28 protein-coding genes are annotated in these 26,907 nt (G+C 65.0%); 21 read left to right on the forward strand and 7 right to left on the reverse strand.

What is annotated here, in order from left to right:
• Positions 1-79 precede the first annotated feature (79 nt).
• The 12 genes from paaA to paaZ all read left to right on the forward strand — a co-directional run bounded on the left by paaA (position 80) and on the right by paaZ (position 12,107).
• Entirely contained in the window at positions 80-1,069 is a 990-nt protein-coding gene (gene paaA, locus LQV39_RS14270; protein ID WP_230026781.1) for a 1,2-phenylacetyl-CoA epoxidase subunit PaaA, read from the forward strand.
• A gap of 115 nt (positions 1,070-1,184) precedes the next feature.
• The gene (paaB, locus tag LQV39_RS14275; protein ID WP_047821541.1) at positions 1,185-1,469 is read left to right on the forward strand and encodes a 1,2-phenylacetyl-CoA epoxidase subunit PaaB; all 285 of its coding nucleotides are present in this window, start codon (positions 1,185-1,187) and stop codon (positions 1,467-1,469) included.
• Positions 1,470-1,489: 20 nt separating this feature from the next.
• On the forward strand, positions 1,490-2,245 hold the full coding sequence (gene paaC / locus LQV39_RS14280) for a 1,2-phenylacetyl-CoA epoxidase subunit PaaC (RefSeq protein ID WP_230026782.1): 756 nt from the start codon (positions 1,490-1,492) through the stop codon (positions 2,243-2,245).
• Between the two features lie 11 nt (positions 2,246-2,256).
• Positions 2,257-2,766 (forward strand): 1,2-phenylacetyl-CoA epoxidase subunit PaaD, encoded by a 510-nt coding sequence (gene paaD, locus LQV39_RS14285; RefSeq protein ID WP_230026783.1) that lies wholly within the window; start codon positions 2,257-2,259, stop codon positions 2,764-2,766.
• Between the two features lie 4 nt (positions 2,767-2,770).
• Positions 2,771-3,847, forward strand: coding sequence for a 1,2-phenylacetyl-CoA epoxidase subunit PaaE (paaE, locus tag LQV39_RS14290; protein ID WP_230026784.1), 1,077 nt, complete (start codon positions 2,771-2,773; stop codon positions 3,845-3,847).
• Between the two features lie 113 nt (positions 3,848-3,960).
• Entirely contained in the window at positions 3,961-4,752 is a 792-nt protein-coding gene (gene paaG / locus LQV39_RS14295) for a 2-(1,2-epoxy-1,2-dihydrophenyl)acetyl-CoA isomerase PaaG (RefSeq protein ID WP_230026785.1), read from the forward strand.
• Positions 4,753-4,756: 4 nt separating this feature from the next.
• Positions 4,757-6,337 carry a 3-hydroxyacyl-CoA dehydrogenase PaaH gene (gene paaH, locus LQV39_RS14300; RefSeq protein ID WP_230026786.1) on the forward strand — a complete coding sequence of 527 codons (1,581 nt, stop codon included), beginning with the start codon at positions 4,757-4,759 and terminating at the stop codon, positions 6,335-6,337.
• Positions 6,327-6,770, forward strand: a complete 444-nt coding sequence (paaI, locus tag LQV39_RS14305) for a hydroxyphenylacetyl-CoA thioesterase PaaI (protein ID WP_230026787.1) — start codon at positions 6,327-6,329, stop codon at positions 6,768-6,770. Before paaH ends, paaI begins: the two co-directional genes overlap by 11 nt.
• 15 nt (positions 6,771-6,785) lie before the next feature.
• On the forward strand, positions 6,786-8,102 hold the full coding sequence (gene paaK, locus LQV39_RS14310; protein ID WP_230026788.1) for a phenylacetate--CoA ligase PaaK: 1,317 nt from the start codon (positions 6,786-6,788) through the stop codon (positions 8,100-8,102).
• A gap of 12 nt (positions 8,103-8,114) precedes the next feature.
• On the forward strand, positions 8,115-9,320 hold the full coding sequence (pcaF, locus tag LQV39_RS14315) for a 3-oxoadipyl-CoA thiolase (RefSeq protein ID WP_230026789.1): 1,206 nt from the start codon (positions 8,115-8,117) through the stop codon (positions 9,318-9,320).
• A gap of 1 nt (position 9,321) precedes the next feature.
• Positions 9,322-9,912, forward strand: a complete 591-nt coding sequence (gene paaY, locus LQV39_RS14320) for a phenylacetic acid degradation protein PaaY (protein WP_230026790.1) — start codon at positions 9,322-9,324, stop codon at positions 9,910-9,912.
• 146 nt (positions 9,913-10,058) lie between these two features.
• Positions 10,059-12,107, forward strand: coding sequence for a phenylacetic acid degradation bifunctional protein PaaZ (gene paaZ, locus LQV39_RS14325; protein ID WP_230026791.1), 2,049 nt, complete (start codon positions 10,059-10,061; stop codon positions 12,105-12,107).
• Positions 12,108-12,230: 123 nt separating this feature from the next.
• On the opposite strand, the gene LQV39_RS14330 is transcribed toward paaZ, so the two are convergent.
• Positions 12,231-14,285 (reverse strand): UvrD-helicase domain-containing protein, encoded by a 2,055-nt coding sequence (locus tag LQV39_RS14330; protein WP_230026792.1) that lies wholly within the window; start codon positions 14,283-14,285, stop codon positions 12,231-12,233.
• A gap of 68 nt (positions 14,286-14,353) precedes the next feature.
• Here LQV39_RS14330 and LQV39_RS14335 point away from each other — a divergent pair, with 68 nt between their 5' ends.
• On the forward strand, positions 14,354-14,944 hold the full coding sequence (locus tag LQV39_RS14335; protein WP_307727852.1) for a cupin domain-containing protein: 591 nt from the start codon (positions 14,354-14,356) through the stop codon (positions 14,942-14,944).
• Here LQV39_RS14335 and LQV39_RS14340 read toward each other — a convergent pair.
• From LQV39_RS14340 to LQV39_RS14355, 4 genes are all read right to left on the reverse strand, one after another.
• On the reverse strand, positions 14,922-15,149 hold the full coding sequence (locus tag LQV39_RS14340; protein ID WP_230026793.1) for a helix-turn-helix transcriptional regulator: 228 nt from the start codon (positions 15,147-15,149) through the stop codon (positions 14,922-14,924). The genes LQV39_RS14335 and LQV39_RS14340 overlap by 23 nt on opposite strands.
• A gap of 11 nt (positions 15,150-15,160) precedes the next feature.
• Entirely contained in the window at positions 15,161-15,436 is a 276-nt protein-coding gene (locus LQV39_RS14345) for a hypothetical protein (RefSeq protein ID WP_230026794.1), read from the reverse strand.
• A 130-nt stretch (positions 15,437-15,566) separates the two neighbouring features.
• Positions 15,567-16,232 (reverse strand): HAD-IA family hydrolase, encoded by a 666-nt coding sequence (locus tag LQV39_RS14350; protein WP_230026795.1) that lies wholly within the window; start codon positions 16,230-16,232, stop codon positions 15,567-15,569.
• Between the two features lie 24 nt (positions 16,233-16,256).
• Positions 16,257-16,499, reverse strand: coding sequence for a hypothetical protein (locus LQV39_RS14355; protein WP_230026796.1), 243 nt, complete (start codon positions 16,497-16,499; stop codon positions 16,257-16,259).
• 249 nt (positions 16,500-16,748) lie between these two features.
• Between LQV39_RS14355 and LQV39_RS14360 the strand changes: the two genes are divergently transcribed.
• Positions 16,749-17,801: an NF038122 family metalloprotease gene (locus tag LQV39_RS14360; protein ID WP_230026797.1), complete on the forward strand. Its 1,053-nt coding sequence runs from the start codon at positions 16,749-16,751 to the stop codon at positions 17,799-17,801.
• An 86-nt stretch (positions 17,802-17,887) separates the two neighbouring features.
• Here LQV39_RS14360 and argH read toward each other — a convergent pair whose 3' ends face one another.
• Positions 17,888-19,285 carry an argininosuccinate lyase gene (gene argH, locus LQV39_RS14365; RefSeq protein WP_230026798.1) on the reverse strand — a complete coding sequence of 466 codons (1,398 nt, stop codon included), beginning with the start codon at positions 19,283-19,285 and terminating at the stop codon, positions 17,888-17,890.
• A gap of 149 nt (positions 19,286-19,434) precedes the next feature.
• On the opposite strand from argH, the gene LQV39_RS14370 reads away from it, so the two are divergent.
• The 4 genes from LQV39_RS14370 to LQV39_RS14385 all read left to right on the forward strand — a co-directional run bounded on the left by LQV39_RS14370 (position 19,435) and on the right by LQV39_RS14385 (position 22,612).
• Positions 19,435-20,010, forward strand: coding sequence for a hypothetical protein (locus tag LQV39_RS14370; RefSeq protein WP_230026799.1), 576 nt, complete (start codon positions 19,435-19,437; stop codon positions 20,008-20,010).
• 162 nt (positions 20,011-20,172) lie between these two features.
• Positions 20,173-20,550 (forward strand): GNAT family N-acetyltransferase, encoded by a 378-nt coding sequence (locus LQV39_RS14375; RefSeq protein ID WP_230026800.1) that lies wholly within the window; start codon positions 20,173-20,175, stop codon positions 20,548-20,550.
• A gap of 76 nt (positions 20,551-20,626) precedes the next feature.
• Complete coding sequence (locus tag LQV39_RS14380; RefSeq protein ID WP_230026801.1) at positions 20,627-21,865, forward strand: cyanophycinase; 1,239 nt, start codon at positions 20,627-20,629, stop codon at positions 21,863-21,865.
• A gap of 60 nt (positions 21,866-21,925) precedes the next feature.
• Positions 21,926-22,612, forward strand: a complete 687-nt coding sequence (locus LQV39_RS14385) for a hypothetical protein (protein ID WP_230026802.1) — start codon at positions 21,926-21,928, stop codon at positions 22,610-22,612.
• Positions 22,613-22,614: 2 nt separating this feature from the next.
• Here the strand turns inward: LQV39_RS14385 and LQV39_RS14390 are convergent, their stop codons facing one another.
• Complete coding sequence (locus LQV39_RS14390; RefSeq protein WP_230026803.1) at positions 22,615-23,673, reverse strand: alpha/beta fold hydrolase; 1,059 nt, start codon at positions 23,671-23,673, stop codon at positions 22,615-22,617.
• A 125-nt stretch (positions 23,674-23,798) separates the two neighbouring features.
• Between LQV39_RS14390 and LQV39_RS14395 the strand changes: the two genes are divergently transcribed.
• The 3 genes from LQV39_RS14395 to LQV39_RS14405 all read left to right on the forward strand — a co-directional run bounded on the left by LQV39_RS14395 (position 23,799) and on the right by LQV39_RS14405 (position 26,649).
• Positions 23,799-25,223 (forward strand): IgA Peptidase M64, encoded by a 1,425-nt coding sequence (locus LQV39_RS14395; RefSeq protein WP_230026804.1) that lies wholly within the window; start codon positions 23,799-23,801, stop codon positions 25,221-25,223.
• 73 nt (positions 25,224-25,296) lie between these two features.
• The gene (locus tag LQV39_RS14400) at positions 25,297-25,884 is read left to right on the forward strand and encodes a hypothetical protein (RefSeq protein ID WP_230026805.1); all 588 of its coding nucleotides are present in this window, start codon (positions 25,297-25,299) and stop codon (positions 25,882-25,884) included.
• A gap of 153 nt (positions 25,885-26,037) precedes the next feature.
• Entirely contained in the window at positions 26,038-26,649 is a 612-nt protein-coding gene (locus tag LQV39_RS14405) for a hypothetical protein (RefSeq protein ID WP_230026806.1), read from the forward strand.
• Positions 26,650-26,907 lie beyond the last annotated feature (258 nt).

Raw genomic sequence — 26,907 nt, forward strand, 5'->3', positions numbered from 1 at the left:
ATATGATTCAAAATTTTGGTGTACATCGTGTTTTTTGTATCGTATTATGGATTCAGTCAGAACACAAACGGAGACTTCCATGTACGCCCAACTGGTAGAAACCGGCCTCAAGAAGGTGCAGACCCGCGACGACATGAGCGCGGAAGAGCAAGCCTTCCAGGCCCGCATCGACGCCGGCGTCAAGATCGAGCCGAAGGACTGGATGCCCGAGGCTTACCGCAAGACCCTGGTCCGTCAGATTTCCCAGCACGCCCACTCCGAGATCGTCGGCCAGCTGCCGGAAGGGAACTGGGTCACGCGCGCGCCGACGCTGAAGCGCAAATCGATCCTGTTAGCGAAAATTCAGGACGAGGCCGGGCACGGCCTGTACCTGTACAGCGCGGCCGAGACCTTAGGCGTCTCGCGTGACGAGCTGCTGGATGCCCTGCATTCCGGCAAAGCCAAGTACTCGAGCATCTTCAATTACCCGACCCTGACCTGGGCCGACATCGGCGCCATCGGCTGGCTGGTCGACGGCTCGGCGATCATCAACCAGATCCCGCTCTGCCGCTGCTCCTACGGCCCGTATGCGCGCGCCATGATCCGCGTCTGCAAGGAAGAGTCCTTCCACGCGCGCCAGGGCTACGACATCATGATGAAGCTGGCCCAGGGCTCGCCCGAGCAGAAGGCGATGGCCCAGGATGCGCTGAACCGCTGGTGGTGGCCCTCGCTGATGATGTTCGGCCCCTCCGATGCGGAGTCGGTCAACAGTGCGCAGTCGAGCCAGTGGCGGATCAAGCTGTTCTCGAACGACGAGCTGCGCCAGCGCATGGTCGACCAGACCGTGCCGCAGGCCGAATTCCTCGGCCTCACCGTCCCCGATCCGGACCTGAAGTGGAACGAGGAGACTGGCCACTACGACTTCGGCGAAATCGACTGGACCGAATTCCAGAACGTCCTGAAGGGCAACGGCCCCTGCAACAAGGAGCGCCTGCGCACCCGCGTCCAGGCCTGGGAAGACGGCGAGTGGTTCCGCGATGCGCTGGTGGCGTATGCGGACAAGCAGGCCGGGAAGAAAGACGCGGCGTAAGAACACCAACATCGTCATTCCCGCGAAGGCGGGAATCCAAGTTCGGCGAGCAGCCTGCAAACAAACTTGGACCCCCGCCTTCGCGGGGGTGACGGGATTTGAAGGAGACACATAAATGAGCAAAGAATGGCCCCTATGGGAAGTCTTCATCCGCAGCCAGCACGGACTCGCCCACAAGCACGTCGGCAGCCTGCACGCACCGGATGCCGAGATGGCGATCAACAACGCACGTGACGTCTACACACGCCGTAACGAAGGCGTCTCGATCTGGGTCGTGAAGGCGGCCGACATCGTCGCCTCCAGCCCGAGCGACAAGGACGCGCTGTTCGAACCTTCGAACAGCAAGGTCTACCGCCACCCGACCTTCTTCCCGATGCCGGAAGAAGTGAAAAACCTGTGAGGTCCGCAGTGGACAACTCCATGGACAAGGCAAAGTTCGAATACCTCCTGCGCCAGGGCGACAACGCCCTGATCCTGTCGCAGCAGCTTTCGCAGTTGTGCGGCAAGGGCCCGGCGCTGGAAGAGGACATGGCGCTCACCAACGTCGCGCTCGACCTGCTGGGCCAGACCCGCATGTGGCTGACCTATGCCGGCGAACTCGAAGGCGTGGGGCGCGACGAAGACCGCCTGGCCTACCTGCGCGACAACCGCGAATTCCGCAACGTGCTGTTGACCGAGCAGCCGAACGGCGACTACGCGATGGTCATGGTGCGCCAGTTCTTCTTCGATACCTGGCACTTCTTCCTGATGCGCGAGCTGCTGAAGTCGACCGACCAGCGCATCACCGAGATCGCGGAAAAGTCGATCAAGGAAGTGACCTACCACCTGCGCCGCAGCGGCGACCTGGTGGTGCGCCTGGGCGACGGCACCGGCATCAGCCACGCGAAGATGCAGGCCGCCGTCGACGAGCTGTGGACCTATACCGGCGAAGCCTTCATCTACGACGAGTTCGACCTGGCCATGGTGGAGCAGGGCGTGGCCCCGGCCGCGGAGATCCTGCGCGCCGCCTTCCTGCAGCACGTGGCCGAGGTGTTCGAGGAAGCCACCCTGAACATGCCTTCGCCCGACGCCTACATGCAGCGCGGCGGCAAGCAGGGCCGGCACAGCGAGCGCCTCGGCTACATCCTCGCCGAGATGCAGTTCCTGCAGCGCGCCTATCCCGGCGTCGAGTGGTAATGGCCGAGGCGATGGTGACTGATACCGCACAAGTCTGGGCCTGGCTGGGCGAGGTGCCCGATCCCGAGATCCCGGTGATCTCGGTGGTCGACCTGGGCATCGTGCGCGACGTCGAGTTCATCGATGACGAGTGCGTGGTCACCATCACCCCGACCTATTCCGGCTGTCCGGCGATGCAGGTGATCGCCGAGGACGTGGAAGCGGCCCTGCATGCGCGCGGCGTCGACAAGCTGCGCATCGAAACGCGCCTGTCGCCGGCCTGGACCACCGACTGGATGAGCGAAGCCGGCAAGGCCGCGCTGAAAGGCTACGGCATCGCCCCGCCGGTGCAGCAGGTGATCGACATCAGCGGCCTGAAACACGGCGTGAAACGCCATGCGATCCAGCAGCCCGACGTCGCCTGCCCGCACTGCGGTTCGCACCACACCCGCCTCACCAGCCAGTTCGGCTCGACGCCATGCAAGGCCCTGTACCAGTGCCTCGACTGCCGCGAGCCTTTCGACTACTTCAAGTGTCATTAAGACGATGAGCAAATTCCATCCCCTGACTGTCGCCCAGGTGAAGCATGAAACCCGCGACGCGATCGCCGTCACCTTCGACGTGCCCGCCAACCTGCAGGACGCCTTCCAGTACCAGCAGGGCCAGCACCTGACCCTGCGCGCGATGATCGACGGCGAGGACGTGCGCCGCTCCTATTCGATCTGCTCGGCGGTGCAGGACAATCGCCTGCGCGTGGCCATCAAGCGCGTCAACGGCGGCCTGTTCTCGACCTGGGCCAACGAAAGCCTCCGTCCCGGCGTCACCATCGACGTGATGCCGCCGGAAGGCCGTTTCAACCTGCCGCTGGCACCGGAGAGCAGCCGCCACTACCTGGCCTTCGCGGCCGGCAGCGGCATCACGCCCATCCTCTCGATCATCAAGACCACGCTGCTGGCCGAGCCGAACAGCCGTTTTACGCTCCTGTACGGGAACCGCGCCTCATCAAGCGTGATCTTCCGCGACGAGTTGACCGACCTGAAGGACCAGTACCTGGAGCGCCTGAACCTGGTCTACATCATGAGCCGCGAGCCGCAGGACATCGAGCTGTTCCACGGCCGCATCACCGAAGACAAGTGCCGCCAGCTGTTCCAGCACTGGCTGCGCGTGGAGAACGTCGACTACGCCTTCATCTGCGGTCCGGAAGACATGATGCATGGTGTCTCGAATGCGCTGCAGGAAGCGGGCATGCCGAAGGAGCGCATCCGCATCGAGCTGTTCGCGGCCAGCACCGGCAAGAGCGAGCGCAAGCCGCGCCCCGTGACGGCGGAAGCGCGCCACCAGACCGAAGTGACCGTGGTGATGGATGGCGTCCACGCCAGCTTCACGATGGACAAGGACAAGGAATCCCTGCTGGACGCCGGCCTGCGCGCCGGCATCGACATGCGTTACTCCTGCAAGGGCGGCGTGTGCTCGACCTGCCGCTGCAAGGTGCTGGAAGGGCAGGTGGAGATGGACGTGAACTACGCGCTGGAAGACTACGAAGTGGCGCGCGGGTTCGTGCTGAGCTGCCAGAGTTTTCCGGTGACGGACAGGATTGTGGTTGATTTCGACGTGCATGAATAAGTACCCCCACCTCGTCGTCCCCGCGAAGGCGGGGACCCAAGTTTGCTAGCGAACCGCGTATAACTTGGGTTCCCGCCTTCGCGGGAACGACGTAATAAGAAAGGAGACACCCAATGACCTACGAATCCATCAAATTCACCCTCGCCCACGGCATCGCCGTCCTCACCCTCAATCGCCCCGACCGCCTGAACAGCTTCACCCAGGCCATGCACGGCGAAGTCCGCGATGCCCTGGACAAGCTGCAGGCCGATAAAACCGCCCGCGTGCTGGTCCTGACCGGCGCCGGCCGCGGCTTTTGCGCCGGCCAGGACCTGAACGACCGCGCCGTCGAGCCGGGCGGAAAAGGCGTGGACCTGGGTGAATCGGTCGAAAAATTCTATGCGCCGCTGGTCACGACCCTGCGCAGCCTGCCGATGCCGGTGATCTGCGCGGTGAACGGCGTGGCCGCCGGCGCCGGCGCCAACCTGGCGCTGGCCTGCGACATCGTGCTGGCCGCGAAATCCGCCAGCTTCATCGAAGCCTTCTGCAAGCTGGGCCTGATCCCGGATACCGGCGGCACCTGGGCGCTGCCGCGCCTGGTCGGGCCGGCGCGCGCGATGGGCCTGGCCCTGCTGGGCGACAAGCTGCCGGCCGAGAAGGCCGAGCAGTGGGGCCTGATCTGGCGCTGCGTGCCGGACGAAGCCCTGATGGACGAGGCGATGGCGATGGCCGAGCACTTTGCCGCCGCGCCGACCAAGGGCCTGGCCTTCACCAAGAAGGCGATGCTGGCCAGCTGGACCAATACCCTGGAAGAACAGCTGCAGCTGGAAGCCGGCATGATGCGCGAGCTGGGCTACAGCCACGACTACCGCGAGGGCGTGGCCGCCTTCATCGAAAAGCGCCAGCCGCACTTCAAGGGAGAGTAAGACGATGGCACACGCATTGGACAAGGGCAGCGTCATCGCCGTGGTCGGCAGCGGCGCCATGGGTGCCGGCATCGCCCAGGTGGCGGCCAGCGCCGGGCACCAGGTGCTGGTCTACGACACCCGCCCCGAAGCGGTGACGAAGGCGATCGCCGGTATCGGCAAGGCCTACGACAAGCTGGTCGAAAAGGGCCGCATGGGCGCGGCGGAAGCGGACCTCGCGCGCGAGCGCCTGCGCCCGGCTGCATCGACGGCGGAACTGAAGGATGCCGCGCTGGTGGTCGAAGCCATCGTCGAAGACCTGGACGTCAAGCGCGCGCTGTTCGCGGAACTGGAAGGCATCGTCGGCCCGGACTGCATCCTGGCCACCAACACCTCCTCGATTTCCGTCACGGCCATCGCCGCCCAATTGCAGCGGCCGGAGCGCCTGGTCGGCATGCACTTCTTTAACCCGGTGCCGCTGATGGCGCTGGTCGAAGTGATCAGCGGCGTCGCCACCGATCAGGGCGTTGCCGACACCGTCTACGCCACCGCCGAAGCCTGGGGCAAGAATCCGGTGCATGCGAAGTCGACGCCGGGCTTCATCGTCAACCGTGTCGCGCGTCCCTATTACGCGGAAGGCCTGCGCCTGCTGCAGGAACAGGCGGCTGACGCGGCGACCCTAGACGCCGTGATGCGCGACTGCGGGGCTTTTCGCATGGGGCCTTTCGAGCTGATGGACCTGATCGGCCACGACGTCAATTTCTCGGTCACGCAGTCGGTCTTCAAAGCCTATTTCAACGACCCGCGCTTCACGCCGTCGGTCGTCCAGCAGGAGCTGGTGAATGCCGGCTTCCTGGGCCGCAAATCGGGCCGCGGTTTCTATCGCTACGGCGAAGGCGTGACGGCGCCTGCTGCCCAGGCCGAGCCGCTGGCGGAGCGCCCGTCCACCGTGCGCATCACGCGCAAGCGCGACGTGGCTGACCCGGCATTCGATCCGCTGCTGGCGGTCGTCACCGAGCGCCTGGCGGAACACGGCGTCACGCCGAGCCACCCCTCCCTGTTCGACGGCAGCGATACCAAGGAAGAACCGGCCTTCCACGTCCACGGCGCCGCCATCTACCTGACCGACGGCCGCAGCGCGACCCAGCGCGCGGCGGACGACAACCACCCGAACACGGTGCTGTTCGACCTGATGCTGGACCCGGCCAAGTCGCCGCGCATCGCGCTGGCGCGCGCGGACCAGTGCAGCGAAGAAGCCTGGCAGGGCGCAGTCGGCCTGTTCCAGGCGGCCGGCTTCACGGTCACGCGCCTGGACGACGTGCCCGGCATGGCCGTGATGCGCACCGTCGCCATGCTGGCCAACGAGGCGGCGGACGCCGTCAACCAGGGCGTCTGCAATGCGCGCGCCGTCGACATCGCGATGCAGAAGGGTGTGAACTACCCGCGCGGCCCGCTGGCCTGGGCGGACCAGGTCGGCCTGCGCCACATCGCCGCGGTGCTGCACAACCTGGGCCAGGCCTATGGCGAGGACCGCTACCGCATGTCGCCGCTGCTGCGGCGCAAGCTGGCCGCGAATGCGGCAGGAGCACGCTTCCATGCAATTTGATGCGCAACAGCTGGCCGAATTGGCCGGCAAGACCATGTACGAACGCGATCCGGCCAGCCAGAAGCAGGGCATGACGCTCGATGCAATCCGCCCCGGCTACGCGCTTATGCGCATGCGCGTGCGCGAGGACATGCTGAACGGCCACGGCACCTGCCACGGCGGCTATATCTTCATGCTGGCCGACAGCGCCTTCGCCTTCGCCTGCAATTCGCACAACTTCAACACCGTCGGCGCGGGCTGCAGCATCGATTACCTGGCGCCGGGCCGCGAGGGCGACCTCCTGACCGCGGAAGCGGTCGAGCAGGCGCTGTCCGGCAAGACCGGCGTCTACGACATCGTCGTCACCAACCAGGAAGGGCGCAAGCTCGCGCTCTTCCGCGGCAAGTCCCACCGTGTGAACGGCATGGTGGCGGAAGTCAGCAATACCAAGTAATCAAGGAGCAGGAGCATGGTGCAACGCATTCCTCAACCCGGCGATCTCGAACCCATCGAGCGCGCCAGCCGCGACGAGCTGCAGGCCCTGCAGCTGGCGCGCCTGAAACAGACGCTGCGGCACGCCTACGAGAACGTGGCCCATTACCGCCGCAGCTTCGACGAGGCGGGCGTGCACCCGGACGACCTGACATCGCTGGCCGACCTGGCGAAGTTCCCCTTCACCACCAAGAAGACCTTGCGCGACAACTATCCCTTCGGGCTGTTCGCGGTGCCGAGGGAGCAGGTGGTGCGCGTGCACGCCTCGAGCGGCACCACCGGCAAGCCGACCGTGGTCGGCTACACCAGGCGCGACATCGACACCTGGGCCGACCTGGTGGCGCGCTCGATCCGCGCGGCGGGCGGACGCCCCGGCGACATGGTCCACATCGCCTACGGCTACGGCCTGTTCACCGGCGGCCTGGGCGCGCACTACGGCGCCGAGCGCCTGGGCTGCACCGTGGTGCCGATGTCCGGCGGGCAGACCGAGAAGCAGGTCCAGCTGATCCAGGATTTCCAGCCCTCGATCATCATGGTGACGCCTTCGTACATGCTGAACATCGTCGAGGAATTCAAGCGCCAGGGGATCGATCCGGCGACGTCCTCGCTGAAGGTCGGCATCTTCGGCGCCGAGCCCTGGACCGACGCCATGCGCCGCGAGATCGAAGAGGGCGCCGGCATCGACGCGGTCGACATCTACGGCCTGTCCGAAGTGATGGGCCCGGGCGTGGCCAGCGAGTGCATCGAGAGCAAGGATGGCCCGGTGATCTGGGAAGACCATTTTTACCCCGAAATCATCGACCCGGATACCGGCGAAGTGCTGCCCGACGGCGAAGAGGGCGAGCTGGTCTTCACCTCGCTGTCGAAAGAGGCGCTGCCCATCATCCGCTACCGCACGCGCGACCTCACCAGGCTTTTGCCGCCGACCTCGCGCTCGATGCGCCGCATGGGCCGCATTACCGGTCGCTCGGACGACATGCTGATCATCCGCGGCGTGAACGTCTTCCCCAGCCAGGTCGAGGAGCAAGTGCTGCAGATGCCGGCCCTGGCCCCGCACTACCAGCTGGTGGTCAGCAAGGACGGCCATCTGGACAAGCTGGAAGTGCGCTGCGAACTGCGCGAAGGCGAGTTCACGGCAGATCAGGTGCAGACCCTGTCGCAGGAGCTGAAGCATCGCATCAAGACCTATATCGGCGTGACCACCAGCGTGAACCTGCTGCCCAGCCAGGGCATCGAGCGTTCGATGACGGGCAAGGCCCGGCGCGTGGTCGACCAGCGCAACAAACAAAACTGAGGAGATCATTTCATGACTGACGCATTCATCGTCGACGCCATCCGCACCCCCTTCGGCCGCTTCGGCGGCTCGCTCGCCAATGTGCGCGCGGACGACCTGGGCGCGCTGCCGATCGCGGCGCTGATGGCCCGTAACCCCAGCGTGGACTGGGCCAAGGTCGACGACGTCTACTACGGCTGCGCCAACCAGGCCGGCGAGGACAACCGCAACGTGGCGCGCATGGCGGCCCTGCTGGCCGGCCTGCCGCCCAGTGTCCCGGGCAGCACCATCAACCGCCTGTGCGGCTCCAGCCTGGACGCGGTCGGACTGGCCGCGCGCGCGATCAAAACCGGCGAGGCTCATCTCATCATCGCCGGCGGCGTCGAGAGCATGACCCGCGCGCCCTTCGTGATGGCCAAGGCGGACAGCGCCTTCTCGCGCAGCGCGAAAATTGAGGACACCACCATCGGCTGGCGCTTCGTGAACCCGAAGATGAAGGCGGAGTATGGGATCGACTCGATGCCGGAGACGGCCGAGAACGTGGCGAAGGATTTCAATGTCTCGCGTGCGGACCAGGATGCGTTTGCGCTGCGCAGCCAGCAGCGCTGGGCCGCTTCGCATGCAGCGGGTGTCTTCAAAGAAGAAATCGTCCCGGTCACGCTGCACGGAAAGAAAGGCGAGTCGCGCGTCTTCGACACCGACGAGCATCCGCGTCCGGACGTGAGCCTGGAAGGCCTGGCCAGGCTGAAGGGCGTGGTCACGCCGGACGGTTCGGTCACCGCCGGTAACGCCTCGGGCGTGAACGACGGCGCCTGCGCGCTGCTGCTGGCGTCTTCCGCCGCCGTCGACCAGTACAAGCTGACCCCGCGCGCCCGCGTGGTCGGCATGACCACGGTCGGCCTGGAGCCGCGCATCATGGGCTTCGGCCCGGCGCCGGCCACGAAAAAGCTGCTCCAAATGACCGGCCTGACCATCGAGCAGATGGACGTGATCGAGCTGAACGAAGCCTTCGCCTCGCAAGGCCTGGCGGTGCTGCGCGACCTCGGCCTGCGCGACGACGACCCGCGCGTGAACCCGAACGGCGGCGCGATCGCGCTGGGCCATCCGCTGGGCGCCTCGGGCGCGCGCCTGGTGACGGCAGCCGTCAACCAGCTGCACCGCACCGGCGGACGCTATGCGCTGTGCACCATGTGCATCGGCGTTGGGCAAGGGATCGCCCTCATCGTCGAGCGGGTCTGAGATGCCCATCTACGAAATCGACGGCATCCGCCCGGTGGTGCACCCGACCGCCTACGTGCACCCGACCGCGGTGCTGATCGGCGACGTCATCGTCGGTCCGCGCTGCTACGTCGGCCCGCTCGCCTCGCTGCGCGGCGACTTCGGCCGCCTGATCCTGGAAGAGGGCGCGAATATCCAGGACACCTGCGTGATGCACGGTTTTCCGGAAGATGACACCGTGGTCGAAGTCGACGGCCACATCGGCCACGGCGCCGTGCTGCACGGCTGCCGGGTCGGGCGCAATGCCATGGTCGGCATGAATGCGGTGGTAATGGACAAGGCGGTTGTCGGCGCGGAATCCATCGTCGGCGCCGCCGCCTTCGTGAAAGCCGGGATGGCGATCCCGCCGCGCAGCCTGGTGCTGGGAGCGCCGGCCAAGGTGATCCGCCCTGTAAGCGATGACGAGATCGCGTGGAAGAGTTACGGGACGCGGCAGTATCACGATCTGGCGCTGCGGTCGATGAAGTCGCTGCGTGAGGTGGAGGCGCTGACCGAGGTGGAGGCTGGGCGTGGACGGATGGTGTTCGACGAACCCCATCGTCCTAAAAAATAGCCGCGTGACATACGTGCAACTTGGGTTCCCGCCTGCGCGGGAACGACGGCGCAAATACGTCGTCCCCGCGAAGGCGGGGACCCAAGGTAATCATCCGAATTCGAAAAACTGACGTTAGACCAAACTGACCGAAGGAGACAATCCAAATGACCCCAACAACCCTGCAAAGCTTCATCGCCGGCCGCTGGCAAGGCGAATCCGCCCACCAGCCCCTGCACAGCGCGCTGGACAACCAGCTGATCTACCATACGCACGCCGAAAAAATCGACTTCGACGAAGCCCTGACCTACGCCCGCAAGCAGGGCGTCCCCGCGCTGATGCAGATGGACTTCCAGAAGCGCGCCCAGCGCCTGAAAGCCCTGGCCCTGTATCTCATGGAGCGCAAGGAAGAGCTGTACGAGATCTCGCACCTGACCGGCGCCACCCGCCCGGACAGCTGGGTCGACGTCGAAGGCGGCATCGGCACCCTGTTCGCGTATGCCAGCATGGGCGGGCGCGAGCTGCCTTCGTCGAACGTGCTGCACGAAGGTCCGGCCATGGCGCTGGGCAAGCGCGGCGGCTTTGCCGGCACCCACATCCTGGTGCCGCGCGGCGGCGTGGCGGTGCACATCAATGCCTTCAACTTCCCGATCTGGGGCATGCTGGAAAAATTCGCGCCCAGCTTCCTGGCCGCCATGCCCTGCATCGTCAAGCCGGCCACCGCCACCAGCTACCTGACCCACGCCACCGTGAAGATGATGATGGAGTCGGGCCTGGTGCCGGAAGGCTCGCTGCAGCTGGTGATCGGCTCCACAGGCGACCTGCTGGACCGCATGACGGGCTTCGACGCCGTCACCTTCACCGGCTCGGCCGACACCGCCGCCAGGCTGCGCGCGAACCCGAACCTGATCCGCGAAGCCGTGCCCTTCACGGCGGAAGCCGACTCGCTCAATTGCGCCATCCTGGCGCCGGACGTGGGCCCGGACGACGAGGAATTCGACCTTTTCGTGAAGGAAGTCGCGCGCGAGATGACGGGCAAGGCCGGCCAGAAGTGCACGGCGATCCGCCGCATCATCGTGCCGGAACAGCACGTCGATGCGCTGGGCGAGCGCTTGCGCGCGCGCCTGGCCAAGGTCGTGGTCGGCAATCCGAAGGTCGAGGGCGTGCGCATGGGCGCGCTGGCCTCGATGGACCAGCACCGCGACGTATCGGAGCGCGTCGAGATGCTCGCACGCGGCAACGAGGTCCTGTTCAGTGCGCGCGACGGCTTCAATCCGGTGGGCGAAGGCTGCGGCAACGGCGCCTTCTTCTCGCCGACCCTGATCCTGTGCCGCAATGGGATGAGCAACGACGCCGTGCACGACGTCGAAGCCTTCGGTCCGGTCAGCACCATGATGACCTACCGCGACATCGACGAAGCCCTGATTCTCGCCGCGCGCGGCAAGGGCAGCCTGGTGACGACCCTGGTGACGAAAGACCCGGCGATCGCCGCGCACGCGGTGCCGGTGGCGGCAGCCTCGCACGGCCGCGTGCACATCCTCGACCGCGTCTCAGCCGTCGATTCGACCGGCCACGGTTCGCCGCTGCCGCAGCTGAAGCACGGCGGCCCGGGCCGCGCCGGCGGCGGCGAAGAGCTGGGCGGCATCCGCGCCGTCAAGCACTTCCTGCAGCGCGCCGCGGTGCAGGGCTCGCCGACCATGCTGGCGGCGGTGACCGGAGAATATGTGCGCGGCGCCGAGGTCAAGGAATCGGATATCCACCCGTTCCGCCGCTGGTTCGAAGACCTCGAAATCGGCCACTCGCTGCTGACCCACCGCCGCACCGTGAGCGAGGCGGACATCGTCAACTTCGGCGGCGTCTCGGGCGACTACTTCTACATGCACTTCGACGAGATCGCGGCCAAGGACACCCAGTTCGGCAAGCGCATCGCCCACGGCTACTTCGTGCTGTCGGCGGCGGCGGGCCTGTTCGTCTCGCCGGCGCCGGGCCCGGTGCTGGCCAACTACGGCCTGGACAACCTGCGCTTCGTGGCGCCGGTGGCAATCGGCGACACCATCCGCGCGCGCCTGACCTGCAAGCGCAAGGTGGACCGGAATCGTACCGACGAGCAGGGACGCGGGCAGGGTGTGGTGGCCTGGGATGTGCAGGTGACCAACCAGAACGATGAGCTGGTGGCTAGTTATGACATTTTGACCCTGGTGCAGAAGCGGGGCTAACCACCATCGTCGTTCCCGCGCAGGCGGGAACCCAAGTTTGCTGGCGCTACCGTAACGCAAGCAGAACTTGGGTCCCCGCCTGTGCGGGGACGACGTTTACACGCTAGCGCTTACGTTCACGCGTTAACGAAGATAAGCCAGCCGCTTCCCCGCCGACCCCTCATCCGGCTCGAACAAGACGAGCTCCTTCATCACCCGCGTCAATCCCACATACAGGTGCCGCACCTCGTTGCCCGCATCCCTGCCGCGGATGAACTCGTCCTGCTCCAGGAAGGGCACCAGCACGTAGGGCCACTCGCGTCCCTTGGCCGCCTGGATGGTGGTCACGCGCACCAGGCTGCGCCGGGTGCCGATGCTGTTCGCGCTTTTCGACTTGCGCACCAGCGCAACGTCGTTTTCCATTTGCGTGAGCCGGGACAGGAATTCCGCCGCCGGCACTTGGCCGTGCGTCGACGCGAAGCGCAGGAAGGCATCGATGGACCGCCGCGCCGAAGCCACCCGGTCGCGGCTGACGAAAGCGCGGCTGGTGGCATCGTGCAGGTCGACCCGCTCGCGCAGCATGAGCAGCAGCTCGTGGGCGCTCGCCGTTGCCGCCAACGACGCCATCTCGGCAATCACGGGACGGATCAGGTTCTTGGACTGCCGCGCCTGGGCGCTGTCGAATTCCGTCTCGCGCAGCAGGGCGCCGTCGAAGAAGCTCTTCAGGACTTCCGGCGTGCGCTTGACCTCGTCCTGCGCATAGCCCAGCACCGAGCGGCGCTCGGCCCAGTCGAGGTTCCAGTGCTTGGGATCGCGCGTGAGATAAAAATAGCGGGACAGCGCCAGCACCATCTGCACGCAGGTCTCCGGATGGCCTTTCAGGGCCGAATAATCGTTGCTGACGTAGTGCAGGATCCCGCGCAGAAGCAGGATCTCCGGCAGCAGCAGGAAGGTCTCGAAGCCGTCGCACTTGTACGGGATCTTCGCTTCCATCAGCGCGGTCTCGATCTCGATGCTCTGGTCGACGTCGCGCAGCACCACGGCGAAGTCGCGGTTGCTGGCGCGGTTGCCCGATCCTGGGCGGCGCTTTTGCAGGGCTTCGCGAATGGTGTCGGCCACCAGCTGCGCGCAGGCGCCCGGCTGCGCGGGATCGTAGGCCACGCGGCGCACGAGGGTGTCGCGGTCCGGGCGGCCTTCGCAGCCGTTGCCGGTCAGCGTATCCGCCAGCACGGCGGCGTCCGCGCCGAAGCGGTAGGACATCCCCAGCGGGAAGCGCTTGCCGTCCGTGCGGTAGGCGTCTTCGAAGCGCTGGCCGGAATAGACCGGATCGGCGCCGCGGTCGCGGTTGATGGTCTGGTCCTTGTCGCCGGCCACCACCAGGCGCGCGCCACGGCGCAGGCGCAGCAGGAGCTCGAATTCGGCCGCGTTCACGTCATGCCATTCGTCGACCAGGTAGAGCGACCAGCGGCGCAGTTCCTGGGCCAGCGCGGGCTGGCGCTGCAGCAGGTAGACCAGATCGGCCACGGCGTCGTTCGGGCCCTGCCAGCGGAAGTCGTCGGGGTAGGGATGGCGCGCCGTTTCATATTCGCGGATGATGTCCGCGACCGGGTCGGCCTGGCCGGCCAGCTCGCCGTCGCCGCTCTCGTCGTAGGCGGCCTCGTCGTCGTTCTCGTCGGCGAAGTTCTCGTTGTCCTTCGGCGCAAATTCGGCCGTGGCCAGGGCGGCCTTCAGCTGGGCCAGGCGGCGCGCGATGTCGTCGAGGTGCTGGTTGTTTTCGTCGAGGCCGAAATTGAAGTCGCTGCGCACGCCCTGTTCCTGGTAGCGCTGCCAGACGCGCGCGGCGGCCGCGACCAGTTCGCCGCGGATGCCTTCGACGTCGGCGTGGGCGACCGGCCTGGTGATGCGGCCTTTTTCGGCCAGGTCCTCGATCAGCTGGCGCGCGAAATCCTCGACCGTCATCACGAACACGGTGCTGTCCTCGCCCACTTCCTCCTTCAGCTTTTCATGGAAGCGCAGGCGCGCGCCGCGCGAGAAGCAGAGGGCCAGGATGCCGCGCTCGGACAGGCCGTCGTCGCGCGCCTGGCGCGCTTCCATCGCAAGTGTCGTGGTTTTGCCGGCGCCGGCGACGGCGGCGATGAGTTTGACCTTGTGGGGAGACTGCAGGATGGCGGACTGCTGGCTGTTTGCTTGCGTGGACATGCGTGGTGCTTTCGGCTTTTTGGCTACTATACACTGTCACTTGTCCAAACCAACAATGAGGAATGTCCATGTCGAGGCTAGACCTGAGCAGTATTCCCGTGCTGACCGGCACCGGTTATCCCGACCCCTTTGCCGAGGCCGTCAACGGGCGCAGCCGCCAGGCGCTGGGAGACGCCGGCGGTCTCACCCAGTTTGGCGTCAACCTGACGGAACTCCAGCCCGGCGCCGCATCCTCGCAGCGCCACTGGCACACCCACGAGGACGAGTTCGTGATGGTCGTGTCCGGCGAACTGACCCTGATCACCGACGAGGGCGAGACCCTGATGCGCGCCGGCGATTGCGCCGCCTTCCCGGCCGGCCGCCCGAACGGCCACCACCTGGTCAACCGCGGCTGGGGCACGGCCCTGTTCCTGGCGGTCGGTTCGCGCTTCCAGGAAGACAAGGCCACCTATCCGGACATCGACCTGATGTACGACGGCAGCACCGACAGCTACACCCACCGCGACGGCACGCCCTATCCGAAGCGCGACAAGAACCGGCCGGCGGGCAGCCTGCCGATCGAAGCCGAGACCCTGGCGCCGCGCGTCTACATTGCCGACCACGGCGAGCAGGACGGACTCAGTGGCCATGGCGGCCTCAGTCCGGGCGAACCTCGATAGCGAACAGCTCTTCCACCGTGACCCCCAGCACCTTCGCCAGCTTCAGCGCGAGGATGGTGGAGGGGACCATGTGGCCGGCCTCGATCGCATTCACCGACTTGCGGGTGATGCCGGCGCGCTCGGCCAGCTCGGCCTGGGTCAGGTCGAGGCGGGCGCGCTGGACTTTCATCGTGGTGATCAGGTGCTCGGTCATCGTGGCAGTCATCGTTTCAGCGATCAGCGGTCGTACCAGAGCAGGCTGGCCAGCATGGCGGTGGCGCCGATGGTGACGCTGCCGGCGGCCATCAGCGCTGCGGCGTTGGCGCTGCCGTCCAGGGCGAGTGCCAGCACCGGCTGCAGGCCCAGCACCGCAAAGAAGCCGTTGCGCCAGGCGCGCGACTGGCCGGCCTGGCGCAGTTCGTCCTTGCGGACGGCGTCCAGTCCCAGAGCCGCCATCAGGTGACGGTGCGACATCCGTACGGCAGTCTCGATCGAATTCAGTTCCTCGGCCATTGTTTGCTCCTTAATAAGTCACAGAAATTCTAATGTAACCTTAGTGACTCAAAAAGTCACCTATAAGTTGCATAATTAGTGATGCTTATTTGGCGCTTCGAGGCGGGAGCCGGTGCGGGCCCCGTCCCGCTTACTGCGCCGAAACCACCCGCAGTCCGGTAGCCGTGCGCACAACACGCAGCGCTTCGTAGTCGAGCATCGCGGTGACATTCGTCTCCAGTGGATGCGCGTGCGTCACGGTCACGACGATGCTCGCCATGCCCGCGGATGCCGCGGATTGCAGGCCGGCCAGCGTATCTTCGAACACCAGGCAATCGGCGGGCGCCACGCCCAGCTTGCGCGCGCCCAGCAGGAAGGGATCGGGCGCAGGCTTGCCGCGTTCGACGTCTTCGGCGGCTACCAGCACCTCCGGCAATGGCAGGCCGGCGGCGGCGATGCGCGCCTCGGCCAGCAGGCGCGGGGCCGAGGTGACGATGGCCCAGCGTCCGCGCGGCAGGCTCGCCAGGAAGGCGCTGGCGCCGGCGATGGCTTCGATGCCGGCCACGTCATCGATCTCGGCGCGTGTGATGAAGGCGGCTTCGCGCACCGGATCCACGCCCGGCAGTTCCAAAGCGCGGATGGTCTCTTCGGTGCGCTTGCCGTGGATGGTGGGCAGGAAGGCCTCGACGTCCAGGCCGTGGCCCCGGGCCCACTGGCCCCAGACCCGCTCGGCGGCCTTGATCGAGGTGAGGATGGTGCCGTCCATGTCGAACAGGAAGGCGGAGAAGGAGCGGTCGGGCAGGGGAATCCGGGTCACCAGGTGCTTTCTTTATTGAGATGGTTAATACAGCCTGCCGGAGTTTACCTTGCGCGCGTAGCGGTCGTGCACATGCTGGCTGATGAAGCTGGACAGGCCGCTGCCGGCCCTGGCCAGTTCCTGCATCTTCGCGACGTTGGCGGCGCCGGCGCTGTCCTCGGTGTAGAGATAGCGCTCGCCGTTCCTGAACTGGACGACGATCTGGCCGGCGTCGATGTCGTAGGCGACCACGCCCGACTCGCCGCTGCGGTTCTTGTAGCGGTGCATGTCGAAACCTCCGCAAATTAATTCCTGCGGACGATTCTACGTAGGGTCCGGCACCCGGGGCGTTCGCCTGGCCGGCGCGTTGCCGTGTCGAACAACTTTACACAATGCAGGATGAATTTTCTCGCGTAAATAATTTTCCTATTTGAAACAATAACTTAGAGTTTCTGGCCTGAAATTTGCTTATTGAACATTGTCGGTTCTACACGAACCGATCACATACAACAACTCAAGCCTAAGAGCCTACGAGACATGAAAAACCTGAAAAACATCTTCAAGATTGCACCCGTGCTGGCCCTCGCTTTTGGCGGTTCCGCTCAAGCGCTGACCATCAATTTCAATCACGCCGCAGACATGGACGCCCGTGCGCTGGCTGGCTTCCAGGCAGCGGCCAACCGCTGGAGCGCAGTGCTGCACGACGACGTCACCGTCAATCTGAACATCGGTTTTTCGGTCCTCTCTCCGGGCGTCCTCGGCTCGACCGGTTCGACCCGCGGCACGCTCAGCTATGAAGAGTACCGCGAGGCCCTGAAGGCGGACGCATGGGGCGCCACCGACCAGGCTGCCATCTCGCACCTGTCGAACAACAAATGCCTGAACGTGTACATGAACGGTACCGCCGGCAATCCGAACGGCGCCGGCAGCGCCACCCCCTTCCTGGATAACGACTGCGACGCCAACAACCAGACCATCCGCATGACCTGGGCGAATGCGCGCGCACTCGGCCTGACCGCCGCGCATGACTCGACGGTCGACGGCTCGGTCTCGTTCAGCAGCACCTTCAATTGGGACTTCAACCCGGACGACGGCGTCGACAGCAATGCCTTCGACTTCATCGGCGTGGCAACCCACGAAATCGGCCATGCGCTCGGTTTCGTCAGCGGCGTCGATACCCTGGACGGCAACCGCGGTCCGCAGTTCCTGGACTCGCAGTTCACCTATATCGCCCCGGCCGACCTGTTCCGCTGCTCGACCGCCAGCAAGGCAGCCGGCGCGGACATCGACTTCTCGGCCGACAGCCGCGAAAAGTCCTTCTCGTTCGACAATTGCGATACCACCCTCGCGACCTTCTCGACCGGTGTCACTTACGGTGACGGCCGCCAGGCCAGCCACTGGAAGGACAACCTGGGCATCGGCATCCTGGACCCGACCGCGGCCTACGGCGAGCACATGTACATCAGCGCGATGGACCTGAAGATGTACGACGCGATCGGCTGGAACGTGGTCCCGGAGCCGGGCACCTTCGCACTGCTGGGCTTCGGCCTGTTCGGCATGTTCGGACTGCGCCGCCGCAACAAGGCATAAGCGTGTAGTTCAAACGCAGCAAAAGAAACGGCGCTCGATTGGAGCGCCGTTTTTCTTCGTCCGGCGCCGGTAGCGCCTATCCCTTCTTATCCCTTCAGCTGCCCGCGCACGCGTTCGATCGCCTTGCGCACCTGCTTCGGCGCGGTGCCGCCCACGTGATCGCGCGCCGCCACCGAACCTTCCAGCGTCAGCACGGCAAACACGTCCTGCTCGATCAGCGGCGAGAACTCCTTGAGGCGCTCCAGCGCCATTTCCGACAGGTCGCAGCCGGCCACGTCGCAGGCGCGCACCGCATGCGCCACGGCTTCGTGGGCGTCGCGGAAGGGCAGGCCCTTCTTGACCAGATAGTCGGCCAGGTCGGTGGCGGTGGCGTAGCCCTGCAGGGCGGCGGCGCGCATGTTGTCGGCCTTCACGGTGATGCCGGCGGCCATGTCGGTGAAGATGCGCAGGGTGTCCAGCACGGTGTCGACGGTGTCGAACAGCGGCTCCTTGTCTTCCTGGTTGTCCTTGTTGTAGGCCAGCGGCTGGCCTTTCATCAGGGTCAGCAGGCCCATCAGGTGGCCGTAGACGCGGCCGGTCTTGCCGCGCGCCAGTTCCGGCACGTCCGGGTTCTTCTTCTGCGGCATGATCGACGAGCCGGTGCAGAAGCGGTCGGCGATGTCGATGAAGCCGATGCGCGGGCTCATCCAGGTCACCAGCTCTTCCGACATGCGCGAGATGTGCATCATCAAGACCGATGCGGCCGCCGTGAACTCGATCGCGAAATCGCGATCAGACACAGCATCGAGCGAGTTGTGGCAGACGTCATCGAAGCCCAGGGTCTTTGCCACGCGCAGGCGGTCGATCGGGAAGGTGGTGCCCGCCAGGGCGGCGGCACCCAGCGGCAGGCGGTTCACGCGGCGGCGCGTGTCCTGCATGCGCTCGGCATCGCGGCCGAACATCTCGACATAGGCCAGCAAATGGTGGCCGAAGGTCACCGGCTGCGCCACCTGCAGGTGGGTGAAGCCCGGCATGATGGTGTCGGCGTGCTGCTCGGCCAGGTCGGTCAGGGCGCCGCGCAGGCCCTTCAGCAGGGCGAGGATGTCGTCGATGGCGGCGCGCATGTACAGGCGGATATCGGTCGCCACCTGGTCGTTCCTGGAGCGCCCGGTATGCAGGCGCTTGCCGGCGTCGCCGACCAGTTCGGTCAGGCGCTTTTCGATGTTCAGGTGCACGTCCTCCAGGTCGAGCAGCCACTCGAACTGGCCGGCTTCGATTTCGCTGCGGATCTGGGCCATGCCGCGCTCGATCTCGGCGCGGTCCTCAAGACTGATGATGCCTTGCGCGGCCAGCATTTCGGCGTGGGCCAGCGAGCCCTGGATGTCGAACAGGGCGAGGCGCTTGTCGAAGAACACCGAGGCGGTGTAGCGCTTGACGAGGTCGGAGACGGGTTCGGAGAAGCGGGCCGACCAGGCCTCCGCTTTTTTGGCGAATTGTTCGGTCATGATGGAGGAGGGAGTGAGGGAGTTCCTTGGATCCCTGATTATAAACTGTGCACGCATTAAGCTTGACTATGCTCCCCCAAAGCGGGGGCGATGACTTCTGCGAGGAAATGCGGGATGATGTCTGTTCTAATAATTACAAGGAGGCAGGCATGAAGCGTTTCACCCTCGCGGCAGTGGCGATTGTGGTGGCCATCGGCGGCATTTACAGCGCGCGGGCGCAGACGGCTGCTGCCCCGGCGGCCCCTGCTGCACCGGCATCGAATTACCAGGCTCGCGCCGCCGACGTGCAGAGCGTCGACGGCATCGTTGCCGCTCTGTACGACGTGATTTCCGGCGACGCCGGCAAGCCGCGCGACTGGGACCGCATGCGTTCGCTGTTCGCGCCGGAAGGCCGGCTGATGGCGGTGGGCGCCCGTCCCGACAATAACTTCGTGCTGCGCGGCATGAGCGTCGAGGACTATATCTCGCGCAACAGCAAGGCCTTCGCCACCATGGGCTTCTTCGAAAGGGAAGCGGCGCGTACCACCGAGACCTTCGGCCAGATCGTGCACGTGTTCAGCACCTATGAATCGCGCCATGCCGCCAACGACGCCAAGCCTTTCCAGCGCGGCATCAACAGCATCCAGCTCTACCATGACGGCAAGCGCTGGTGGATCGTGAACGTGCTGTGGCGTGCGGAAGACCAAGGATTGCCTTTGCCCGAACGTTACCTGCGCAGTCATTGAGGCGAGGGAGCGGCGCACGATTGGATGAATCGGCCCGGGCGCCGCGAACGGCGCTAGAATTGGTTTTTTTACCAGAGTTACCGATCCACGCCGCCCATGATGCACACTACCAACGACTCAAATTTCCAGGTAAGTACGGATCGCACGCGCTTGGACGTGCCGATGATATATCGCTACCTCAGCGAAAACTCGACCTGGGCCGTGGGCATTTCGCGTACCGTGGTCGAGCGATCGATCGAAAATTCGCTGTGCTTCGGCGGTTACCTCGACGGCCGCCAGGTTGCTTTCGCACGCGTGGTCACGGACTATTCGACCTTCGCCAACCTGTGCGACGTTTTCGTCATTCCCGAGTACCGCGGGCGTGGCTATGCCAAGCAGCTGATCCGTGTCGTCATGGAGCACCCGAGCCTGCAGGGCTTGCGCCGCTTCACGCTCAACACGACCGATTCGCATAGCCTCTACGCGCGCTTCGGATTCACCCCGCCAAAATGTCCGGAAACCGTCATGGAGCGTTACTCCCCGAACATTTATCTGACCTGACTCGGCTCAACACGGCGACAGCCCTTCGCAATCAGGCTTACGATTGTTCCATCGGTCAAGATTGGGAAGGGAACCCATGTTCCGGATTGCACGCCGTGTCGTCCTCGCCTGGCTGGCGCTCGCCAGCTTCCAGTTTGCCCTGGCGGCGCCGCCAAGCGCGGCATCCTCCAACGCGACGCCTTCCAAAGGATCGCTGGTCATCATCGGCGGCAACCTGCGCCCGGGTAACGCCCCGGTCTGGGAACGCATATTGCAACTGGCCGGCGGCAAGGAGGCGCGTATCGCCGTGTTCGCCTCCGCCGCGGGCTATCCCGAAAAATCCGGCAAGTTCCTGGTCGACCGCCTCAATGCCTACGGCGCCAAGGCCTTCTTCGTGCCGGTGGCCGTCAAGCTGGCCGGCAGCGATTACCACGCCGCGGCCGACGATCCCAAGCTGGCCGAACTGGTGCGCTCCGCCAGCGGCGCCTTCTTCGCCGGCGGCGACCAGAGCCGCATCACCACCGCCCTGCGTCACGAGGACGGCAGCAATACCCGCGTGCTCGATGCCCTGTGGGACATGTACCGGCGCGGCGGCGTGATCGCCGGCACCAGCGCCGGCGCCGCCATCATGAGCAGCACCATGTTCGGCCGCCCGCGCACCGTGCTGGCCACGCTCAAGCTGGGCGTCGAGGACGGCAAGGAAATCACCGATGGCCTCGGCTTCATCGGCGACGACGTCTTCATCGACCAGCACCTGCTGGTGCGCGGCCGCTTCGCACGCATGCTGCCGGCCATGCTGGCCAAGGGCTACAAGCTGGGCCTGGGCATCGACGAGGACACCGCCATGGTCGTGCTGCCCAACCGCGACGTCGAAGTGATCGGCTACAAGGGCGCGCTGGTGCTCGACCTGGCCGGCGCCAGCGCGCGCGAAGGCGCCTTCAATGTCAGCAACGTGCGCGTCAGCTACCTCGACAATGGCGACCGCTTCAACATCCTCACCCACGAATTCACGCCCTCCGAAGACAAGGCCGACGGCAAGCTCGACTCGTCACGGCCGTATTACCGCGAGCCCCTGTTCACCGCCGACATCCTCGGCAACAGTACGGTGGTCGACCTGATGAGCAAGCTGATCGACAGCGACCAGCCGGAAGCCATCGGCATCACCCTCGGCAGCCCGAACGGCGTCCAGCCCGATCTCGGCTTCGAGTTCCGCTTCACCCGCGCGGCCGACAGCGTCGGCTACTCGTCGGCCTCGACCGACGCCTATTCGATCTACAACCTGCGGCTCGACATCCGGCCGATCCTGATCCGGCGGCCGATCTACCAATACAAGTAATTGCATAAAAGAAAATCCTGAGATAGATTGTTGTTCTGTTATCTCTCAGATTGGCTTGTCATGCATTTCGAAGTTCCCAAGGCAAAGAAATTCAAGGAGTTCGGCGGCGAATACGTGATGATCGTCATCAGTATCCTGACCGCGCTGGCGCTCGAGCACGCCGTGCAGAGCTGGCATCACCGCCACCTGGCGCATGAAGCGGCGGACAAGATGAATGCGGAATTACGCGTGACTATCAAGGACGTCAGCGCGGCGCTCGCGCATAACGAGAAGAAGCGGCTGGCGATACACGAGATGCGCAAACAGTTGCTGGCCGGGATACGCGCCAAGACCAGCGATGCCGAATTGATGCAGCGCTTCGAACGCGAGTGGCAGGAAGTCTTGCGCCTGGACCTGGATACGCCTGGCCTGCGCCGCGAAGCCTGGGAAGCGGCGGTTGCCAACCAGGCTGTGACCTGGATGCCCCGCGAACAGCTCGAGCGTTATGCAGGTGCGTACGGCATGATGCGCGAAACCAGCGGGCTCACCTATAACGGCACGCTGACGCTGCTCGATATGCCGCACCTGATGGGGGTCATGAGCAATGTGCAGATGGGCATTTCGAATCCGCAGGAAATCTACCGGCTCGCAACCCAGATGGTAAGTGCTTACGACAACCTCGACAGTAACCTGCAATCGCTGAACAAGCAGCTGCAAACCGTGGTGGACGAAAACGGCGGCGCCCACGCCGCCCAGCCGAAGACCTGATCTCAGCGGCAGTCGCCGATCTTCTTCAGCATCGCGTACTGCGCATCGACCATGGGCGGATTCGGATCGTGCCCGGCGCGCGGCACCAGCACATATTCCTTGCGCGGCGCCTGAATGAAATCGAAGTAGCGCCGGCTCGGTGCCGGCATCGTCAGCAGATCCTGCTCGCCCTGCAGCATGTAGATGGGCACCTCGAACTTCGGCCCCAGCTTGTAGAGGTCGATCTTCGACGCGATGCCGTCGCCCTTCAGGCCGACGAATTGCAGCCAGGAGTAATCCTCGCCCGCCGTATAGTCGGCATCGTACTTGGCGGTCGCGTACTCCGGCGACATGGTCCACCAGGATTTCGGCGCCGGCGCCGTGCTCATCGCCTCGTACTTGCGCATGATCCGGCGGATGATGCCGGGGTTGCGCGGATTGGTCCAGGGCGGCGGACCGATCCCTTCCAGCTTGCCGATCGAATCGACATCGCCGGCCGCGCGCGCCAGCGCCAGGGTCGCGTCGTAACTGGCGCGCTGCGAGAGCGCGTTGCCCACCACTTGCGCGGTGCTGACGTAGCCGCAAAACATGGCCGGATTCGACTTCGCCATGTGCATGCCGAGCACCGAGGACCAGGAGCCGCCCATCAGGATCACCTTGCGCTTGCCGAAGCGCCTGGCCGCATAGCGCGCCACCTCGACGCCATCGTCGCGCAATTGTTCGAGCACCAGCGGGGTGTCCTCCGCCGGCGGATTGCGCGAATACGTCATGCCGGCGCCGCGCTGGTCCCACTGGACGATGGTGAAGTCCTTTTCCCAGGCCTTGTAGACATTGTCGGCCCAGGGCGTGGTCGGATTGCCCGGTCCACCATGAACCAGCACGAGCACGGGGTTGGCGCAGCTGCTGCCCTTGATGCGCACCCATTGCTCCATGCCGCCGATGCGCACGAAACCTTTTTCGTCGACCGCATTGTTGGCAGTGGTGCAGACGCTGTCGGGGAGCAGGCCAAAGGCCGGGGCTTGCGCCTGGGCCGGGAGCTGGATGAACAGGAAGGGCAGGGCTGCAAGGAGGTGGCGCGGCATGGTGTGCTCCGGTGGACGATGGCCGCCATTTTTGCACGGAAATCATGGCGGCTCATCCTGCGGAAAATGACAGGGACAAGGTGGCCAGGATTACAATACGATGATTCTCAGCCGCAAGGAAGATCATGCCTCTCGCTTCGAAACGCCTGCTGTCCGCACTGTTTGCCATCGCCTGCAGTGCCGGCGCGGGCGCCGCCCACGCCCAACAACCCGCCACCGTCCGCCTCGACTACACCCACAGCGGCAACGCCCTCACCGAGCAATACGCCATCGAACGCGTGCTGATCGAACCGCTGCCCTGGCCGGGGAATATGTCCCAGCCCTTCGACAACAGCAACCGCGGCAATAACCGCCTGGAAGTGGCGGACGCGAAGACCGGCGACCTGCTGTACTCGCGCGACTTCTCGACCGTGTTCGGCGAATGGAAGACGACCGAGGAGGCGAACAAGCTGAGCCGCGGATTCCATGAGTCGGTGCGCTTTCCGAAGCCGGAGCGCCCGGTTCGCGTGCGCATCCTGAAGCGCGATGAGCGCAACGCATTCTCGGTGGCCTGGAGCGTCGAGGTCGATACCAATGCCCAGGAAGTCGTGCGCAGCCAGCCGCCGGCGCCCGCGAAGCCGATGCCGATCAAGGTCAGCGGGCCGTCGCCGCAGAAGGTCGACCTGCTGATCCTCGGCGATGGCTACACCCAGAAGGACATGGCGAAGTTCGAAGCGGACGCGAAGCGGCTCTCGAAGCACCTGTTCGAAGTGTCGCCGTTCAAGGAGCGGGCGAACGATTTTAATGTCTGGGCGATGGCGGTGCCGACCCAGGAATCGGGCATCACGCGGCCCTCGACGGGCGTGCACCACGCCTCGGCACTGGGAACCCGCTACGACATCTTCGGCAGCGAGCGTTACGTGCTGACCCTGGACAACCGTGCGCTGCGAGACATCGCCCAGTACGCGCCCTACGAATTCATCGAGATCCTGGTCAACAACGATACCTATGGCGGCGGCGGCATCTTCGGCCAGTTCAGTACGGCCGCAGCCAGTAACGACTGGGCGAATTACCTGTTCGTGCACGAGTTCGGCCACCATTTCGCCGGCCTGGCCGACGAGTACTACACCTCGCCGGTGGCCTACCAGTCCAGCGGCGCGCGCATGGAGCCGTGGGAGCCGAACGCGACTGCGCTGCGCGACCCAGGCAAGCTGAAATGGAAGAAGCACGTGCAGGCCGGCACGCCGCTGCCGACGCCCTGGCCGAAGGAAGAATACGAGGCCTGGTCGCGCGAATACCAGAAGCGGCGTGCGGCGCTGCGGGCGGCGAATCGTCCGGAATCGGAGATGAGCGCGCTGTTCCGCGAAGACCTGGTGCACACCAGGGAACTGTTCTCGAAGGCGCAGTACCGCAATGCGATCGGCGCCTTCGAAGGCGCGAACTACGAGGCCAGCGGTTATTACCGTCCTGCCATGCAGTGCATCATGTTCGACCGCAGCGAGCAGTTCTGCCCGGTCTGCCAGGACGGGATCAGCGAGATCATCGACTTGTACGCGCGCCCGGCCAAATAGTGTGCGTAGGCGAACAGATGGCGGGGACGGCGGCTCCTATGCTCGTTGCTTACCTAAAGCAACGGGAATCATCATGAACAAACTCCTCGCCATCCTCATCGGCGGCCTGCTGGCGGTCTCCGCCCAGGCCCAGGTCAACTCCCAGGCGCAAGCCAAACCCCAGCCGCGCGAGCAGGCCGGCAGCAGCGCCAACACGGCGCCGATCGGCCAGGCCGTGTCGGGCCACAACTCGACCGCCGCCGGCGTCTCCGGCACCGGCCTGCACACCGACGGCAGCGCCACCACCGGCAGCGCGCACGGCGCCACCGGCCAGCAGGCGGCAGGCGTGAACAGCGCCGGCCAGGTCACCGGCAAGAGCACCGCGGTGGTCGGCGTCGATCCGCAGAAAGCGGACAACGTCAACGCCCAGGCAACCAACACGACAGCGCCGAACAGCACCGCGGCGGACGCCAAGGCGACCGGCGGACGCGGCAAGGCCGGCACCAAGGCGGAACAGGAAGTGCGCAAGTCGAACACGAGCAAGGTCTCGGAACCTGTTGGTGCACGCTTGAAAACCACACATTCGGCCAAGGAAGGTATCGAGAAACGCGCCGAGGTCAAGGAAAAGTCGAAGCGCAAGGCAGCCAACCGTGCAGCCGGCGGGGACACCGAAAACCGCTGAAAAGTTTTGTCACAACTTTAACAACGCTTCCTCAGGCTGCGTGCGCTGGCGAACAGAGTCAATACAGCCTGAGAGCCTATTCTGGCAACTCGAATTAATAAAAAGTCATGGCGCACCCGCGCTGTCTCACCATATACGGAATAGGAGAAAACCATGAACAAACTGCTCGCTACCCTGATCGCCGGCCTGTTCGCCACCTCGGTGTACGCCCAGACCCAAGCCCAGAGCACCAGCTCGACCGGCGCCCCCGCCACCAGCACCGCCACCGGCATGACCCCGGCCACCAGCACCGCCGTGACCCCGGCCGCAGGCACCACCGTGGTCGGCACCCAGTCGACCGGCACCTCGGGCATGGCTGGCCAGACTGCCGGCTCGACCGGCAACGCGGATGCCGACAAGGACATCGCCAAGGCCAACCAGAAGGAAGCGAAAGAGATCGCCAAACAGGACGAAAAGATCTCGAAGGCTACGCAAAAGGCCAATGAGAAAAAGGCCAAGGCCCAGCAAAAGGCCGACAAGAAGATCGCTGACGCCAACGAGAAGGTGATGAAGGCCGATCCGGAAGACAAGGCCAAGGCATCGGCCAAGGCCGAGAAGAAAATCGCCGAAGCCAACGCCGACGCGCACGAGACCATGATCAAGGCCGACGAGAAGGCCCAGAAGAAGATCGTGGACGCCAATGCCGACAAGGCCAAGGCCCAGAACAAGGCTGCCGAGAAGACCGGCAAGGCCATGGCTGAGGCGCATAAGGACGCGGCCAAGTAATTTGATTTTTGATTCAAATGCAAAAATGGACCCGGGTGGGTCCATTTTTGTTAGCTCGTCGTCCCCGCGAAGGCGGGGATCCAAGTTATACGCGCTAACGTAACGCACGCAGAACCTGGATTCCCGCCTTCGCGCACTGCTGTCCAAGATAGTTCGTTACCTCTTCGTTAAAGTCTACGTCGCTGTCTCGGTTGTAGTGTCCGGGCCTTTTTTCGACACGTTCGAAAAGGCTCGGGGTCGACAACAGGTGGCTCGAAG

The sequence above is a fragment of the Massilia sp. Bi118 genome, assembly GCF_918697865.1.
Classification (GTDB): Bacteria; Pseudomonadota; Gammaproteobacteria; order Burkholderiales; family Burkholderiaceae_D; genus Telluria.

Coding starts and splice junctions, on each gene's coding strand:
- paaA (WP_230026781.1), top strand. CDS start 80: ATGTACGCCCAACTGGTAGAAACCGGCCTCAAGAAGGTGCAGACCCGC.
- paaB (WP_047821541.1), top strand. CDS start 1,185: ATGAGCAAAGAATGGCCCCTATGGGAAGTCTTCATCCGCAGCCAGCAC.
- paaC (WP_230026782.1), top strand. CDS start 1,490: ATGGACAAGGCAAAGTTCGAATACCTCCTGCGCCAGGGCGACAACGCC.
- paaD (WP_230026783.1), top strand. CDS start 2,257: ATGGTGACTGATACCGCACAAGTCTGGGCCTGGCTGGGCGAGGTGCCC.
- paaE (WP_230026784.1), top strand. CDS start 2,771: ATGAGCAAATTCCATCCCCTGACTGTCGCCCAGGTGAAGCATGAAACC.
- paaG (WP_230026785.1), top strand. CDS start 3,961: ATGACCTACGAATCCATCAAATTCACCCTCGCCCACGGCATCGCCGTC.
- paaH (WP_230026786.1), top strand. CDS start 4,757: ATGGCACACGCATTGGACAAGGGCAGCGTCATCGCCGTGGTCGGCAGC.
- paaI (WP_230026787.1), top strand. CDS start 6,327: ATGCAATTTGATGCGCAACAGCTGGCCGAATTGGCCGGCAAGACCATG.
- paaK (WP_230026788.1), top strand. CDS start 6,786: ATGGTGCAACGCATTCCTCAACCCGGCGATCTCGAACCCATCGAGCGC.
- pcaF (WP_230026789.1), top strand. CDS start 8,115: ATGACTGACGCATTCATCGTCGACGCCATCCGCACCCCCTTCGGCCGC.
- paaY (WP_230026790.1), top strand. CDS start 9,322: ATGCCCATCTACGAAATCGACGGCATCCGCCCGGTGGTGCACCCGACC.
- paaZ (WP_230026791.1), top strand. CDS start 10,059: ATGACCCCAACAACCCTGCAAAGCTTCATCGCCGGCCGCTGGCAAGGC.
- LQV39_RS14330 (WP_230026792.1), bottom strand. CDS start 14,285: ATGTCCACGCAAGCAAACAGCCAGCAGTCCGCCATCCTGCAGTCTCCC.
- LQV39_RS14335 (WP_307727852.1), top strand. CDS start 14,354: ATGTCGAGGCTAGACCTGAGCAGTATTCCCGTGCTGACCGGCACCGGT.
- LQV39_RS14340 (WP_230026793.1), bottom strand. CDS start 15,149: ATGACTGCCACGATGACCGAGCACCTGATCACCACGATGAAAGTCCAG.
- LQV39_RS14345 (WP_230026794.1), bottom strand. CDS start 15,436: ATGGCCGAGGAACTGAATTCGATCGAGACTGCCGTACGGATGTCGCAC.
- LQV39_RS14355 (WP_230026796.1), bottom strand. CDS start 16,499: ATGCACCGCTACAAGAACCGCAGCGGCGAGTCGGGCGTGGTCGCCTAC.
- LQV39_RS14360 (WP_230026797.1), top strand. CDS start 16,749: ATGAAAAACCTGAAAAACATCTTCAAGATTGCACCCGTGCTGGCCCTC.
- argH (WP_230026798.1), bottom strand. CDS start 19,285: ATGACCGAACAATTCGCCAAAAAAGCGGAGGCCTGGTCGGCCCGCTTC.
- LQV39_RS14370 (WP_230026799.1), top strand. CDS start 19,435: ATGAAGCGTTTCACCCTCGCGGCAGTGGCGATTGTGGTGGCCATCGGC.
- LQV39_RS14375 (WP_230026800.1), top strand. CDS start 20,173: ATGATATATCGCTACCTCAGCGAAAACTCGACCTGGGCCGTGGGCATT.
- LQV39_RS14380 (WP_230026801.1), top strand. CDS start 20,627: ATGTTCCGGATTGCACGCCGTGTCGTCCTCGCCTGGCTGGCGCTCGCC.
- LQV39_RS14385 (WP_230026802.1), top strand. CDS start 21,926: ATGCATTTCGAAGTTCCCAAGGCAAAGAAATTCAAGGAGTTCGGCGGC.
- LQV39_RS14390 (WP_230026803.1), bottom strand. CDS start 23,673: ATGCCGCGCCACCTCCTTGCAGCCCTGCCCTTCCTGTTCATCCAGCTC.
- LQV39_RS14395 (WP_230026804.1), top strand. CDS start 23,799: ATGCCTCTCGCTTCGAAACGCCTGCTGTCCGCACTGTTTGCCATCGCC.
- LQV39_RS14400 (WP_230026805.1), top strand. CDS start 25,297: ATGAACAAACTCCTCGCCATCCTCATCGGCGGCCTGCTGGCGGTCTCC.
- LQV39_RS14405 (WP_230026806.1), top strand. CDS start 26,038: ATGAACAAACTGCTCGCTACCCTGATCGCCGGCCTGTTCGCCACCTCG.